Below are 14836 nucleotides of genomic sequence, written 5' to 3'. Positions count from 1 at the left end.
ATCTCGTACAGGTTCGCGTACCGGTACAGGTGGTCGAAGTCCTCCAGCACACCGAACTGGTAGGCCTGCTTCAGGTACGGGTCCGGCTCCATCCGCGCCACCCATGCGGTCAGGTCGACGGCCACCTGCTCGTAGGCGATGGTCGTCTCCAGCACCGAGGAGACACCCGGGAGCAGCCAGTTGACGACCTTCTGCTGCTGCGCCTCGATGTACCGGGTCCGGGCCAGCTGACGCTTGATCTCGGGATCGCGCGTGTGCCGGGCGAGCTGGTGGCTGAACTGGATCGCCTCCACCTCGATCCCGTTCATCGTGATGATCCGGCACCGGGTGTACGGGTCGCAGTGGTCAGGGTCGATCGGGTCCACGTTCAGCTCACGCCAGCTGCGCAGCTGACGGTCCAGCGGGATGCCCCGCTGCTCCAGGGGATTGAACGTCATGGGGGGTGCCTCCTGAGGACGAGGGAACTCGTGCGCCGACGGGTACCCCGCCGCGGACGACGAGCACAGGTCCACCTGCGGGCCTCGCCGTCACCGTCGGATTTCAGCCACCGCTCGCGCCCAGGGGCGTGTGATCTCCCCACCGGATCAGCCGAGATGACAGTGCCGGCGCACCGGGGCACGACCGGATCCATGCGCATCGGGGCGATCGTCCGCCGCCGGCCGTTCGGCGGACGCGAGGCCGTCCGCCGCCCGCAGTATGGCCTGATCCAGGACCACCTGGGACACGGTGGGGCCGAGGACCGCTGCGGCGAGGGGGTGCCTGGAACAGGTCCGGCCACCCTGCCGGCGAGGCGGACACCGCCGTCGCCGTCCACGGCTTCGTCGCCGGCACCGACGCCCGCCCGCGACACCTGCCCGACGTGCGCGCACCGCATGACGGCCGACGGCGTGGCCGAACCCGGCCGCCCGGCCCCGGGCCGACCGTGGCGCCGCGTTCGGCCCGGGTGGCACGCTCTTCGCCGGCGGCCCCGACCGGATCGCCGAACGCCTCCCGCAGCCGCACGGGTTGCTCGGCCACACCCGCCGGACGGGCGTCGGCGGCCCGGTGCCGAGCGGCGATTCGACGCCTGGCACCTGCGCCGCCGGCCGCTTCAGGCTGTCCTCGCGCATCAAACGCTCGACGGCGCAGCGGGCCGCGCACCCCTGCGCGCCGCAGCCGGGTCCGGCCCCGTGACACCCGAGGGCGGCACCCTTCCAGGGTGCCGCCCTTCGACGTGCACGGTCGCGCGGGGGCGCGTTCGTGTCAGAGTGAGCCGACCGGCGTCCGCTCCTTCGAGGTGGCGTCCTCGTCCGACGCGCCCCAGCATTCCACCTCGCCGCGCAGGCCCGGCACCTGGTCCTTGCGGAAGACCGGGTCGAGGCCCTGGCGGCGCTGGGCCGTGTAGTCGTCGAGGAGGCGGAAGGCGACCGCGCCGAGGGGGATGATCGCGATCAGGTTGACCAGGACCATCGCGCCCATCGTGACGTCCGCGAGACTCCAGACCAGCGGGACGGAGCCGATGGCGCCGAGGACGGCGCAGGCGATGACCATGGCGCGGTACGAGCTCATCACGCTCTTGCTGCGGGTGATGAACTGGATGTTGGACTCGCCGTAGTAGTAGTTACCGATCATGGAGCTGAAGGCGACCATGAAGACCACCAGGGTCAGCAGGTGACCGGCCCAGTCGCCGAGCGCGCTGGTGAAGGCGGACTGCGTGACGTCCGCGCCGCCGCGCTCACCGAGGGTCGGGTCGGCGGAGAGGATCACGAAGGCGGTCATGCTGCAGATGACCAGGGTGTCGAAGTAGACGCCGAGGGTCTGGACCAGGCCCTGCTTGACCGGGTGCGTGGTCTCCGCGGCCGCGGCGGCGTTCGGGGCGGAACCCATGCCCGCCTCGTTGGAGAACATGCCGCGTCGCACGCCCTGCAGGATCGCCGTGCCCACGGCGCCGCCGGCGACCTCGCGGAAGCCGAAAGCCCCGCCGACGATGTCGCCGAGCATGCCCGGCACGTTGCCGAGGTTGAGGAGCACGATGACCAGGCCGGCCAGCAGGTAGAGCCCGGCCATCACCGGGATGAGGATCTTGGTGACGGCCGTCAGGCGCTTCACGCCGAAGAGCACCGCGAGCGCGAGCAGCACGGCGAGCACGACACCGAGGACGGGGTCGAACCAGGAGGCGTCCGAGCCGAAGGAGCCCTTGGCGGCCACCGTGATGGTGTTGGACTGCACCGCGGTCAGCACGAGCCCGAACGTCAGCGTGATCAGAACGGCGAAGACCACGCCGAGCCAGCGCATTCCGAGCGCCTTCTGCATGTAGTAGGCCGGGCCGCCTCGGTACGTGCCGGGCTCGGTGTCGCGCACCTTGTACAGCTGGGCCAGGACCGACTCGACGAACGCCGAGGCACCGCCGACCAGGGCCATCATCCACATCCAGAAGACGGCTCCGGGGCCGCCCATGGTGATCGCGGTGGCCACACCGGCGATGTTGCCGGTGCCGATCCGCGCGGCGGCGGAGATGCTGAAGGCTCCGAAGGGGCTGACGCCGGACTGCGGCTTGTCCTTGAAGACCCGGAACATTTCCGGGATCAGACGGATCTGCACGCCCTTGGAGCGCAGCGTGAACCAGATGCCGGCGGCGGCGACCAGTGGAATCAGCAGGTATGTCCAGAAGACGTCGTTGAGCTCGACGACCCAGGTTTCCAACGTGCTCATGCGAATGCTTCCCGGTTCCTCGTGAGTCGGGGAATCGGCCCGGTTTCCGCATGCGCGTACAGGTCGTGCACGGAGCGGACGGCCGGGCCGGGTGGTGCGGAGGTAAACGCTCCGCAAACCCCAGGACTTTAGGCTGGCGTGGCCGCCGCTGCCTACGGTTCCTGAAAGTGCTCTGCCTCACATGAACCCGGCACGTGCGGGAAGCCACCGGTCGAAGCCGTCGTCAGGGCTGGTCGTCGGCGCCTCCTCCGCAGTCGGCCCCCGCCGCGGGATGCTCTGCGGAACCGCGCCCAGCAGGCGATTCGGGGGCCGTGCAAGCGATGACCGAGTACGCCATAAAGTTGAGGGTGCATGGGCGTCTGGCAGTAGTGCGCCGAAGGAGGTCTGTCATGCCCGCCGATGCTGTCGGCCGGGCCGTGTGAAGCAAGGGAGTGCAGCGGTGGCGCGAGTCGAGCTCGGGACTGCGGTGGCCATGGCGCGGGAGATCGCCGAGGGGGTTCTGGCCCCGGAGGCCGTGGCCGTGGACGCGGAGCAGAGGTGGCCGGAAAAGGGCATGACCGCGTTGCGGTCCCGTCTGGGCGGGCTGGTGGTACCGGCGGAGTGCGGCGGGATGGGGCACGGGCTGCTGGCGGTGGCGCAGGTCGGTGAGGCAACGGGGCGTGCTTGCGCCTCGACGTCGATCTGCTTCGGTATGCACCTCGTCGGCTCCGCGGTGATCGCTGCGAAGGCCAGCCGCCGGCAGCAGGAGCATTACCTGGAGCCGATCGCGGCCGGTGAGCATCTGACGACTCTGGCCCTGTCCGAGCCGGGGACGGGCGGGGAGTTCTGGCTGCCGCAGACCCGTATGGAGCGGATGGCGGAGGACCGGCTGCGGCTGACCGGAGCCAAGAGTTTCGTCACCAACGCCGGCCACGCGGACTCCTATGTCCTGTCGACCCTGGCCGCCGGGCCGGGCACGCCGCCGGGGCAGTTCTCCTGCACGGTGGTCGACGCCGGCGTGCCGGGTCTGGAGTGGGGGCCCGAGTGGCAGGGTTTCGGCATGCGCGGCAACGCCTCGCGCGGGCTGGAGCTGCGAGGAGTCGAGATCGCCGACTGGTGCCTGCTGGGTGAGGAGGGCGACGAGATCTGGTACGTCTTCAATGTCGTCGCCCCCTACTTCCTGATGGCCATGGCCGGCACCTACCTCGGTGTCGCCGTGGCGGCTCTGGAGGAAACCCGTACCCATCTGCTGCGGCGCAAAGGGACGCGTGCGGGCCGGTCCGCGGCCGGGCAGCCGGTGGTGCAGCACCGTCTGGGCACGATGTGGGCCCGTGTGGAACGCACCAGGCGGCTGATCTACCACGCCGCCGCCGAGGCGGAGATCGGCGCCCCGGAGGCGCTGCTGGGCCTGGCCTCCGCCAAGGCCGAGGTGGCCGAGGCCGCCGAGGCTACCGTCAACGACGCACTGACCCTGGTCGGCGGTGTCGGTTACGGCGAGCACTCGTCCCTGCACCGCCTGCTGCGCGACGCGCGGGCCGCGCACGTGATGTCCCCGGTGACCGACCTGCTGCGGGTGTGGACCGGCAGAGCCCTGCTCGACGAACCGCTCCTCGAGGGCTGACGCGATGAACCACGGTCTGCCCTTGCTGCTGCTTGTCGAGGTCCCGCAGCGGACGGTCAACGCCCTCACCGCCGAGCTGGCCTCAACGACCGAGATCGTCCAGTCGACGGTCGAGGACGTGCTGGTCCATACCGGCGGAACGCCCGGTCTGCGCCGGCTCACGGTGGCGGTACTGGGAGAAGGGGTCACGGCGCCTGTCGGCGTCGTTCACTCCCTGCGGCCCCACCCCGCGGATCTGGCGGTCGCCGTGATGGCGGCCCCCGCCACGCAGGACAGGCTCGCCGTGCTCCCGCTTCTGTTCCCCGACGATGTCGTTCACCGTGTGCAGGACAGCGAGACAGCGCAGCGGATGCCACAGGTCGTGAGCGAGCTGCTGCAGCGGCTCACCCACCGCCATGCGCACGCCGCGGCGCAGGCCGCTGCTCAACGGCACCTGTCTTCGGGAACCTCGATCGACCGGCAGCTGGGGGAGCGGCTGCTGGGACAGTTCCTGACCCAGGCCCCGATCGGTGTGCTCATGCTGGACGGTGACGCCGTGATCGCCTGGAACCCCCGGGCCGCCGACATCCTGGAGCTGACGGAGCCGGACTCGGTGCACCGGCCGGTGACCGACCTGTTCCCCAAAGACCAGCGCACCGCGCTGCACCGCCACCTGACCACCTCCGGGCCGGACCGGGACGCCGAGCCCGACGCGGTCTTCGAACGCGTCCGCAGCGACGGTACCTCCCAGGCCCTGCGCATGGCTGTACGCCAACTCCTGGACACCGAAGGCCGCAGCCGCACCCTCGTCCTCACCGAGGACGTCACCGACCGCCTGCACGCCCAGCGCAAGCTCGCCGAACGCACCGGCCACGCCCTGCTCACCGCCGAAGTCGCCGCCGCCATGACGGCGCCAGGGCCACTGGACGAACGCCTGCACACGTGCGTGCGCGCCACCACCGACTGCCTGGGCGCCGACCGCGTGTGCATCTGGAGCTTGAACACCCACGGCGAACTGGTCCACGCCGTCTGTGCCGAAGACGACGCGGAATCCCCCGACACGTCCTTCTGCCGAACGACGCAGCGCGCTCTGGTGGAACAGGTCGTCGCGGCACGCCGCCCGCACCTGGACGTCCCGCCCCGCACCGACCCGCACGCCTCCTCGCCCACGGGCGGCCGGGGCTCTTTCGCCGCTTTCCCTCTCATCTCCGGCGGGGACCTGCTCGGCGTACTGTCGCTGACCACGAGCCTGGCGCTGCCCGGCTCCGTCATAACCACCCTGGAGAACATCGCCGACCAGATAGCCGTGGGCACGCAACAGGACCGCCTGCTCAACCGCCTCAGCGAGGCAACCCGGGCCCTCGAACGTCCCCTGCTCCCACCCACACTGCCCGACCTGCCGGGCTTCGACCTCGCCACCCGCTACGCCCCCTTCAGCCAGGGGCTGCATATCGGCGGTGACTTCTACGACGCCTTCACCGCCTCCGACGGCCGTCACGTCCTGGTCCTCGGAGACGTCTGCGGAAAGGGACCCGACGCGGCCGCCATCACCGGCCTGGTCCGCCACACCGTGTGGGCCGCCGCCCAGCACACCAGCGACCCCGCACACGTCCTCAGCCTGGTCAACAACGCGCTGCGCCGCCAGAGCACTCCCTTCTGCACCCTCGTCTACGTGGTCCTCGACGCCACCCGCTCCCCCGCCCGCCTCCACATCGCCAGCGCCGGCCACCCCGCACCGCTCCTGCGCCGGGCGAACGGCGACACCGCGCCACTGGACACGCGGGGCACCCTGCTGGGCGTGCTGGAGACGCCGAGCCACGCGGTCACCGAAGTGGAACTACGCCCCGGCGACACCCTGGTGCTCTACACCGACGGCTTCACCGAAGGGGCCGGTGCCGCGGACCAGCGGGACCCGGAAGACCTCGCTGCCATCGTCGCCTCCCTGGCGCCGACCGGCACGGCGGGCCCCGCCGAGAACGTGGCCACCGCCCTGCTGGACGACGCCCGCCGCTGGTGGGGTGAACGGCTGCGCGACGACCTCGCCGTCCTGGCACTGACGGCCCTGCCGGTCCGAACGGCATCCGGCAAGGGAGCCGGCACGAGCACCGGGTGAGGGCACAGCAGGGAGCTCGCCCCCCGCCGGCTCACCACCCGCGGGGCCGGCCGGCGCTGATCCGGGCCGGGCATCCGGTGCGGAGCCCGTCCGGCCGCGAGGTGGTGTCCGCGGACGGCGCCGGGAACCACGCCACCCGGCCGGCCACATGCCGTGATGCCCGGGGCCGCAGTGCATGGCCCTGCCCGTCGTGGGGCTGCCCGTTGGTCCGCGTGTGCGAGGCTGAGCTGACGTTCTCGTTCCCGGGCGCGGGATCTGCTGGCGCGGAAGTCCGTGGAGGACACGCCGGCGCGGATCACCGGGAGCGGCGACCGATCTGGTGGAGGGGTTCGACGAGGCGGGGATCCTCATTCTGTGGGCCAGGAGGCCGACTCTCCCGCCCCGACGGGACAGCTGGTCGTCGACAGCGACCGGCTGTAGGAGCGGCTGGGCCAGGGACCGTGTCTCGACGCGGTTCCCACGAAGGCGGGGAAAGAGCGAACCGCACCAAGGACTTCACCCAGGACCAGCGCCCCGCCGGCCCTCCTTCGCGCCCAGGGCCCGGGAGCTGGGCGTGGGCGGCATGAGGGGCTCCTGCTCCATGTCAAAGAGCTCTGGGTGCTCGACCTGTACCCCCGCAAGCCCGGCTCTTTCACCGAGGAGGGGGAGACGGCCGGCTGTTTGCCGGACTCCCACGCCGCAGTTGCCCGCTCCGGCGCCCGCACCCACGACCAGGTGGAACAAGCCGTCACCGCGTGTCACCTCGTCGGCGAGGCCATGGGCATTCTCATGGGCAGCCGTCACCTCACCGAGGACCGAGCCTTCGACGTACCGCGTCGAGAACAACGTCGGGACTGCTGCACGAACAGGTGACACCTGACCGGGCGGAGCGCTGTTGGTGGCCGAGCCACGTCAAGGGCTCCCGTCCGGTGACGAGCCCCGGCCCGCAGAGTGCCCCGGAGTGCTGCACCACCGGCGCCGTCATGGCCCTGGGCGCTTGACCGGTCGGATCCTCGCGGGCAGGCCGCTCAGTGCGTACGGGGCCGGTCGTCGTGGCTGCCGGTTCCCGTGCCGCTGTGCCCCTGCGGCGCGCCGGGGTCCGGCCGATGCTGTGGGTTTCCGTCGTCGTCGGGGAGGCCGATCAGTTTCTCGACGTCGAAGATCCGTGCGATCGGTACGTCCGTGCTGCTGTGGGCGACGATCGAGAAGGCGATGGTGACGGCGATCAGGGTGAACGCCTCCTCGCCCTGCGGGATGCCGGCCTGGAGCACCAGCAGTCCGTAGACCACCGAGGCGAAGCCCTTGGGGCCGAACCACGCCGCGGTGAGCTTCTCCTTGCGGTTGAAGTCGGTGCCCACCAGGGACAGCAGCAGTGAGGCCGGGCGGATGAGGACGATGCACAGGACCGCCACCGCGTAGCCGCCGATCGACAGCTCGCCGAAGAGGTGCGGGGTGAGCAGCGCGCCGAAGACCAGCAGCGCCGCGAACTTGGCGAGCTCGGCGAGGGCTCCCCCCAACGGTTCGAAGGCGTCCTTGGCCTGCGGCGCGAGTGCGGCGATCACCGCGCCCGCGGAGAAGGCGGCGAGATAGGGGTTGGCGTGGGTGAGGTGGCAGGCCGCGTACAGGATGACACCGACCGCCAGCGGCAGCAGGGGCTGGAGCGAGAGTTCCGCGCCCAGCAGCCGGAAGCGGACCAGCCAGTGCACCAGCAGCGGCAGGGCCACGCCGAAGAGGAGCCCGAGGAGGAGTTCCCCGGCGATCGAGGCGGCACCCACGTCCTCGGTGTGGCCGGCGGGGGCGGCCGCCGCGATGAGGACGAGGACGAACGGCAGCGCGAGGCCGTCGTTGACGCCGCTTTCGATGTTGAGCAGTTGCCGCAGTCGGGCGGGGACCTCCTCGCGGCCCACGATGGCCGAGGCGAACACCGGGTCGGTGGGTGCCAGTACGGCGCCGATCAGGAAGGACGTCGTCCAGTCCAGGCCGACGAGGAAGTGAGTGAGCAGCGCGACCCCGAGGAAGGCCAGCGGCATGCCCAGGCCGAGCGCGCGGGCCGGGTTGCGCCAGGACCGGCGCAGGGCCGGGAAGGAGACGTGCATCCCGTCGGTGAACAGCACCGCGAAGAGCGCCAGGTCCGCGGTGACCCGGACGATGTCGCTGTCCGGGGTGATGTGGATCAGGCCGAGGAAGCCGTCGCTGACGAGCGCGCCGCCCACCAGGAACAGCAGCGAGGTGGACAGCACCGAGCGGGCGGCCAGCCCGGACAGCAGCACGGCCACCAACAGCGCCGCTCCGAAGACGATGACGAGTACCACTTGGAACGCTCCCCGCTGTCGGCCGGGCCCTGCGGCGCCGGCCCGGATCGGCGGGCGCCTCTGTCCTGTCCTCTGCCACGGCCCGGGCCCGGTATGCGTATCCGCCGAGCACCTGTTCATCGCGCGCTGCCGTCCGGATCCGCTGCGCCCGGAACACCGAGAACACACAAGTGCCGTCGTTCTGGCCCATGGAGGTCTGCGCCATGACCGGCCCGCCGGCCCGCTTTCCGGACCAGGCACGACGGGCGCGTCAGCGCGAGCCGGACCGCAACGGCGTGGCACCGGTGCCTCCGCCGCACCCCGCGCTCCCGCCGCGCTCGCGCAGCTTGTCGTAGGTGAGGCCGGTGTAGTCGCACGGCCGGCCGCGGTTGCATTCCTTCCACGCCTCGAAGGCCGATTCCGCGTCGTGCCACTTCACCAGCGGCCGGCCGTCCTTGTCGCGCAGGTCCAGGCGGCGCGCGTAGTCGATGAAGATGTCCAGGTCCGCACGTGCCTGGCCGGGAGGGTCGACGGCCTTCTCCGACAGGTGGACCGTGCGGTCGGCGTTGGTGAAGGTGCCGGTCTTCTCGCCCCAGGTGGCGGCGGGCAGCACCACGTCCGCCAGCTGTGCCGTCTCGGTCAGGAAGAGGTGCTGGACCACCAGGAACAGCCGCTTCTGGGCCAGTACGGAGCGGATGCGGCTCGGTCCGGGCAGGGAGACCGCGGGGTTGGTGGCGCTGACCCACAGCATGCGCAGGGAGCCGTCCTCCGCGTACCGCATCATCTGCATGACGTGGGTGGGTGGGGAGTAGTGCGGAATCCGCATCGGGTCGATGTTCCACACGCGGGCCAGGTCGGCCACGTGTGCGTCGTTGGACCAGTTGCGGAATCCCGCGAGATCGCCGTCCGCGCCGCACTCGCGGGTGTTCTCCGCCGAGGGCTGGCCGTTCATCTGCAGCAGACCGCAGCCGGGCCGGCCCAGCATGCCGCGGGCCAGGCGCAGGTTGTTGACCCTGGACGGCGGCGGCGGTGGCCTGGTGGGACTGGTAGAAGCCCTGGAGCACCGTGGACATCAGCCGCCGCGCGGTGCCCAGCACGCGGGCGGCCTCACGGATCCGGTCGGCGGGCACGTCGCAGATCTCCGCCACGTGCTCGGGCGGATAGTCCTCGACCCGTTCGCTCAACTCGTCGAAACCCACGACGTGGGCGTCGATGTAGTCGCGGTCGATCCAGCCGTTGGTGATGATCTCGTGCAGCACTCCGGCCCCCGAGCCTCGCCGCAGCGTCGGCAGCACCGCACGGTGCCTGACGTCCTCGGCTTCGAAGGCCAGTGCGGCGTACAGCGCGACAGCGGTGAGCACCAGGCCCGTGATGCCGGCCGCCTCCTTCCCTGCCGTGCCGCCGGACAGGTGGTAGGCGCCGGTGAGGAAGAAGCGCAGTGACGACGTGACCAGGACCACGGAGGCGACGAGTTTGTCGGCTCCGCCGGCCGTGACCGGTATCAGCAGCGCGAGCCCGGCCAGCAGGAGCAGCAACCCGGCGGCTTCGCCGGTGGCCCCGGCGGACCGCTCGCCATGATCGCACCCATCGCCCGCCAGGTGCCGGCCAGTGCACCCATGCCTGTGCCGCGACGGCGTCACGGCACAGGAACCCCAGCACGCTCGCCGGCGCCCGCACCGGGAAGACGAAGGCCAGCAGCACCAGCGCGACCGCGTGCGACTGAGCCACCGGAACCCAGCCGAGTTGCAGCCCCGCCAGGACGAAGGTGCCACCGGACAGCCCCACGACCCCCAAGGGCAGAGGACTGCCCACGGGACGCACGACAATGCGCGAATAAGGCTCTCTCGCCTCCTCCCGCGCACTGTCGGGCCGTTCCCCACCGATTCCCGCGGGCCGGGCGCCGGGGTGCGCGCCCCCGTTCGCGGAATTGACCATGGCGGGCCCCACGGCGTTGATTCCTGGACTCGTCCCTTCCTCCCCTGGATCGACTTCTTGTGCCTTCTGGAGTTTTTCGGTGGATGGCTCACGCGGTGCCGAGCCGCTTGCCCAGCCCTGGGAGCACCGGGGAACACGCCGGACCTGTCCGATGACCCGGAGCAGTCGGCTGTGGCGGGGCTGGTCCATCGGGCGGGTTGACGGGCTGAAAGGACATGTTCCTTTCACGGCCGGGCAAGCAGACGGGCATGCTGAACGTCCTGCTGACGGTGGTCGGTGCCCTGGGACTGGTGGTGGCGGCGCTCTCCGGGCCTCTCCGGCGCGTCCCGCTGAGCGCGCCGCTCCTGGCCCTGCTGACAGGAATGGTCCTCGGCCCGGAGGTGCTGGGAGCCGTTGATCTGCCCACAGTGGTGGAGGGACACAAGGAACTGCACGAGGTGTCCCGTCTGCTCCTGGCGGTCTCGGTCATGGCCGTGGCCCTGCGCTATCCGTTCCGTGAGGTGCGAGCGCGGGCGAGACCGCTGCTCGTCCTGCTGATCGTGGCCATGGCCGGGATGGCACTGCTCACCACGGTGGTGTCGGCTGCCGTACTCGGACTCGGACTCGGTACGGCGGCGCTGCTGGGAGCGGCTCTGTGCCCGACCGACCCGGTGCTCGCCTCCAGCGTCGTCACCGGCGAGCCCGCAGAAAAGGGGATCGCCGCCCGGACCCGGCAGTTGCTCTCCTTGGAGTCGGGCGCCAACGACGGGCTCGCGCTGCCCCTGGTGCTCGCCGCTGTGGCGATCGCCGGACCGCTGACGGGGACACGAGCGCTGACCGAGTCCCTGTGGCAGGTGCTGGGCGCGCTCGTCCTCGGAGTGGCAGCGGGCTGGCTGGGAGGGAAAGTACTGCGCGTGGCGGAGAGGAGCGGAAGCATCTCATCCGGCCCGCTGCTGGTGTACACCTTGCTGCTGGCCCTCTTCGTGCTGGGCGCGTCCGGGCTGCTGCGCTTCGACGGCGTTCTGGCCGTCTTCGTCAGCGGCCTGACTTTCAACGCGGTCAGTTCGGTGGACGAACGAGCGAGTGAGAACAAGATCGATGAAGCGGTCAACCGCTTCCTCGTCCTGCCGCTGTTCGTACTGCTCGGAGCCATGATCCCCTGGCACGAGTGGGGCGAGCTGGGCTGGTGGCGCGGCACCCTGCTGGTTCTCGGCGCGCTGCTGGTGCGCCGTCTGCCGGTCCTGCTCGCCCTCAAGCGCTCCCTGTCCCTGTCCTGGCGGGACGCCGTCTTCCTGGGCTGGTTCGGCCCCATCGGCGTCTCGGCCCTGTTCTACCTGACCATGGAGGCCCACCGGCTCGGCGCCGACCCCGGGGTGCTGGCGGCCGGGACGCTGGTCATCGTGGCCAGCACCGTCGTGCACGGCGTCACCACGGCCCCCGGTCTGGCCCTCTACCGCCGAGCGGTCACCGGAGGAACCGAGGAGACCGTGACCTGAATCCGCACAGGTGTACCCACGAGTCCACCGCCGGGCCGGAGCGTGGTGCATACCCGGTCCGGCACGACGGCACGCGCCTCATCGTCGGTCTCCGGGCGCATGCCGGCCGAGCCGGCGGCCGGCGAGCCGGACCACGCAGCCGGCCGTGCCCTCCCGGCGGCAGGCGCGAGGCCGAAAGGCGTTCGAGGCTCGGCCAGGCGGTGCCGGGACGGCCGCCGACCTGACGGACCGGTCTTCGGACCTTGGTCCTTGTGGGAGGGGCCCTCGCGCCGGGTACCAGAGGGTTCGTGTTCTTCGATTCCTGGAATGAAATCTTCCGCGTACTCGTCATGGCGGGGCTGGCCTACCCGATCCTCATCGCCGCGGTACGTGCGTCGGGCAAGCGGACATTGTCGAAGATGAACGCCTTCGACCTGGTGGTCACGGTCGCGCTGGGATCGACCCTGGCCACCATCCTGCTCAACCGGCAGGTGGCCCTCTGGGAGGGGGCCCTCGCCCTCGGCTCGCTGGTGACGCTGCAGTTCGTCACCGCCTGGGCGTCGGTCCGCTTCCGGGGTGTTCGCCGGCTGGTGAAGGCCGAGCCGACCCTGCTGCTGCACGAGGGCCGCTTGCTCCATGAGGCGATGCGACGCCAACGGGTCACACCGGACGAGGTGCGTCAGGCGATCCGCGCCCAGGGGACCGGGGCGCTGGAGCTGGTACACGCGGTGGTCCTGGAGACGGACGGCAGCTTCAGCGTGATCTCCCGCTCGCAACACGGCTCGGGAAGCGCCATGGACGGCGTGCCGCAGCGGCAAACGCGCCACCGCGACGTCGGACAGCAGGCCGCTGAGCATGGCGACCGGCATGGACCTGCCTGAACGGGCTCGCCCTGGACGCCGCCGTCGTAAGCGGCTCTCCGGAGGGACCCGCGGCAGGCACTACCGACGAGCGGCGCGCGGACCAGGTCCGGGGGACGGGGTCCACTGCCGCGATACCCGCACCGGACGGTCGCCCCGCGAGGGGCGGAACCGTCACCTCGGCCGTTCCCCGGCTCGCCGGGTGACTGCGGGCGGTGAAGGCTTCCACTGTCTCGCGCCCCTCCCTGGCTGCCCGGCCCGCACATGCCCTCGAGTCGGGTGCCGAGCCCGTCTCACCGGCCGGGGCCTCCGGGATGAGTCGCGTGCCTGCGGGGGCGCTCGCGGCGGCGGTGGGCCGCTGTGCCCGCCACCGCGCTCAGGCCCGCGCAGAAGATGAGCGCGAGGGCCAGGCCGGAGCAGAAGACGGCCAGCGTGTTCATGGTGGCGATGTCCTGGCCGAGCACGGACACGGTGTACTCGGGGCCACCGGAGAGATTGCCGGCGATCACCAGGCCGGTGAAGGCTCCTACGGCTGCGAGGAGGAGCAGTCCGAGTATGAGCATCCGGATCATCCCTTCGAACGGAGCGTTCACTGGTACGGGATGCGGTGCTGACCGGGTACCCGTGGTGCCGCGCGGGACACGTGGCAGGCGCGAATGGGGGCGTGGGCGTCGTACCCCCGGCCGGCTCCGGGTCTGTGTGCCTGCCGGGATGCGCGTGCTGCTCGGTGTGCGAGCGGCCGACCGTTCAGCGGTGCGGAAGCCGAGAACGGCTTCAAGGCCGGCACGGCACCGCATGCGCCGACGGGATGTCCGCCCAGCCGGAGGCGGGGCGTGTGAGCCCCCCCGCGGAAGGGAACGCGGTGCCCGTCCCTGTGTCCGCCACGGTCTTGAGGGAGGACTCCTCATGCAGCGGTCCGGTTCACCCCGCCGCGTCCCCCGGTTACGCCGAGGTCCGCTCGGCACCGTCGTCCTCGTCACGCTCGCCGCCCTGACGGCTTGCGGCGGCGAAGGCGTCACCACCTCGGCGCCCTCCCCACCGGGCACATCAACCGGCACGGCGACCACGGTGACCTCCTCCGCCTCCGCCGACGCCACTCCGGGTCCGGCCGCACCCTCCTCCTCCCGCAACACGCCGTCGGTGTCACCGGACCCACCCGGTGACGCCCCCCGCTGCACCCGTGACTGCCTCGCCCTTTCCCTCGGCCGGATCTCGCCGGGCGCGGGCAATCTCCACGTCCCCCTGGTCTTCACCAACAAGGGCACAGCGGCCTGCCACCTCAAAGGCTTCCCCGGCGTCACGCTGCTCGACGCCTCGGGCGAGCGGATCGGTGCTCCGGCACAGCGCTCGGGGGACATGCGGCCCGCGGTCGTCCTGGCGCCGGGGGAGAGCGCGTACGCCGCCCTGCGCACCCTGAACAAGGGGATCTCGGACGAACCCTGCCGACGGCCCGCCGCGTCGGTGCAGGCGTACCCGCCGGGTTCCACCTGGGCGCTGCGCACGCCGGCTCGTGCCTTCCAGGTGTGTGGCGGGACCTTCGAGGTGTCTGCGGTCCGCCCCGGCTCGCATCCCTGATCTTGATCAGCCCGAGCAACGGCCCCGCCGGACACGCCGCCGGACCAAGTCGTGCGGTGGAAGGGTGAAACGCGCCGGAAGCCGAACCTCGGCAGCGGAGCGAAGCAGGCGGTCAGGATTTCCGGACCAGAAGGGTTCCGGGGCCGCCGGTGCAGGCCCCGGACGTCAGGGGACGGGGAGTTCGAGGACGGCGTCGTCGTCGACGACACCGGTGGAGGCGCCGGTGTCCAGGGCGAACAGGAAGGGGTCCCTCGCCCTCGATTGCCGACGCCGGCCGAGCCGCCGACGTCACCGGAGGAACCCGGGGCCTGAGGAAGTGCGGCAGCTGATGGCCTGTCCGGCTGGGTGGGCGGTCGCAG

At 71.4% G+C, this 14836-nt stretch carries 9 protein-coding genes and 2 pseudogenes; 6 read left to right on the top strand and 5 right to left on the bottom strand.

Translation table 11 applies throughout. From position 1 onward, the window contains the following. Nucleotides 1-437: pseudogene (locus ACIQ8B_RS16365) on the bottom strand (hypothetical protein); the annotation flags it as partial. Nucleotides 438-1242: 805 nt separating this feature from the next. Beyond that, a complete protein-coding gene (locus tag ACIQ8B_RS16360) occupies nt 1243-2691 on the bottom strand; it encodes an alanine/glycine:cation symporter family protein (protein WP_403547454.1) in 1449 nt (482 codons plus the stop codon). Between the two features lie 439 nt (nt 2692-3130). Here ACIQ8B_RS16360 and ACIQ8B_RS16355 point away from each other — a divergent pair, with 439 nt between their 5' ends. The 3 genes from ACIQ8B_RS16355 to ACIQ8B_RS16345 all read left to right on the top strand — a co-directional run bounded on the left by ACIQ8B_RS16355 (nt 3131) and on the right by ACIQ8B_RS16345 (nt 7235). Beyond that, nucleotides 3131-4291 carry an acyl-CoA dehydrogenase family protein gene (locus ACIQ8B_RS16355; RefSeq protein WP_403547452.1) on the top strand — a complete coding sequence of 387 codons (1161 nt, stop codon included), beginning with the start codon at nt 3131-3133 and terminating at the stop codon, nt 4289-4291. A 22-nt stretch (nt 4292-4313) separates the two neighbouring features. Beyond that, nucleotides 4314-6383 (top strand): SpoIIE family protein phosphatase, encoded by a 2070-nt coding sequence (locus ACIQ8B_RS16350; RefSeq protein ID WP_403547450.1) that lies wholly within the window; start codon nt 4314-4316, stop codon nt 6381-6383. Between the two features lie 597 nt (nt 6384-6980). Beyond that, nucleotides 6981-7235 (top strand): ANTAR domain-containing protein, encoded by a 255-nt coding sequence (locus tag ACIQ8B_RS16345; RefSeq protein WP_403547448.1) that lies wholly within the window; start codon nt 6981-6983, stop codon nt 7233-7235. A gap of 155 nt (nt 7236-7390) precedes the next feature. On the opposite strand, the gene ACIQ8B_RS16340 is transcribed toward ACIQ8B_RS16345, so the two are convergent. Next, the gene (locus tag ACIQ8B_RS16340; RefSeq protein WP_403547446.1) at nt 7391-8674 is read right to left on the bottom strand and encodes a cation:proton antiporter; all 1284 of its coding nucleotides are present in this window, start codon (nt 8672-8674) and stop codon (nt 7391-7393) included. Between the two features lie 307 nt (nt 8675-8981). After that, nucleotides 8982-9912, bottom strand: a pseudogene (locus ACIQ8B_RS16335) (molybdopterin-dependent oxidoreductase); the annotation flags it as partial. 891 nt (nt 9913-10803) lie between these two features. Between ACIQ8B_RS16335 and ACIQ8B_RS16330 the strand changes: the two are divergent. Next, nucleotides 10804-12063 (top strand): cation:proton antiporter, encoded by a 1260-nt coding sequence (locus ACIQ8B_RS16330; RefSeq protein WP_403547444.1) that lies wholly within the window; start codon nt 10804-10806, stop codon nt 12061-12063. A 287-nt stretch (nt 12064-12350) separates the two neighbouring features. After that, a complete protein-coding gene (locus tag ACIQ8B_RS16325) occupies nt 12351-12923 on the top strand; it encodes a DUF421 domain-containing protein (RefSeq protein WP_290006485.1) in 573 nt (190 codons plus the stop codon). 272 nt (nt 12924-13195) lie between these two features. Here the strand turns inward: ACIQ8B_RS16325 and ACIQ8B_RS16320 are convergent, their stop codons facing one another. Then, nucleotides 13196-13465, bottom strand: coding sequence for a hypothetical protein (locus tag ACIQ8B_RS16320; protein WP_403547442.1), 270 nt, complete (start codon nt 13463-13465; stop codon nt 13196-13198). A 343-nt stretch (nt 13466-13808) separates the two neighbouring features. Here ACIQ8B_RS16320 and ACIQ8B_RS16315 point away from each other — a divergent pair, with 343 nt between their 5' ends. Continuing rightward, the gene (locus tag ACIQ8B_RS16315; RefSeq protein ID WP_403547440.1) at nt 13809-14477 is read left to right on the top strand and encodes a DUF4232 domain-containing protein; all 669 of its coding nucleotides are present in this window, start codon (nt 13809-13811) and stop codon (nt 14475-14477) included. The last annotated feature ends 359 nt before the right edge of the window (nt 14478-14836 follow it).

Origin of the sequence: Streptomyces sp. NPDC096105 (assembly GCF_044763335.1) — a bacterium.
In the GTDB taxonomy this organism is placed as follows: Bacteria; Actinomycetota; Actinomycetes; order Streptomycetales; family Streptomycetaceae; genus Streptomyces.
Note: the sequence above shows the minus strand (reverse complement) of the source record. Positions and strands in the feature narration are given on the sequence as shown.

What these genes read in the sequence shown, in the direction of transcription:
- ACIQ8B_RS16360 (WP_403547454.1), bottom strand. Translation starts at nt 2,691, where the DNA reads ATGAGCACGTTGGAAACCTGGGTCGTCGAGCTCAACGACGTCTTCTGG.
- ACIQ8B_RS16330 (WP_403547444.1), top strand. Translation starts at nt 10,804, where the DNA reads ATGTTCCTTTCACGGCCGGGCAAGCAGACGGGCATGCTGAACGTCCTG.
- ACIQ8B_RS16320 (WP_403547442.1), bottom strand. Translation starts at nt 13,465, where the DNA reads ATGCTCATACTCGGACTGCTCCTCCTCGCAGCCGTAGGAGCCTTCACC.
- ACIQ8B_RS16315 (WP_403547440.1), top strand. Translation starts at nt 13,809, where the DNA reads ATGCAGCGGTCCGGTTCACCCCGCCGCGTCCCCCGGTTACGCCGAGGT.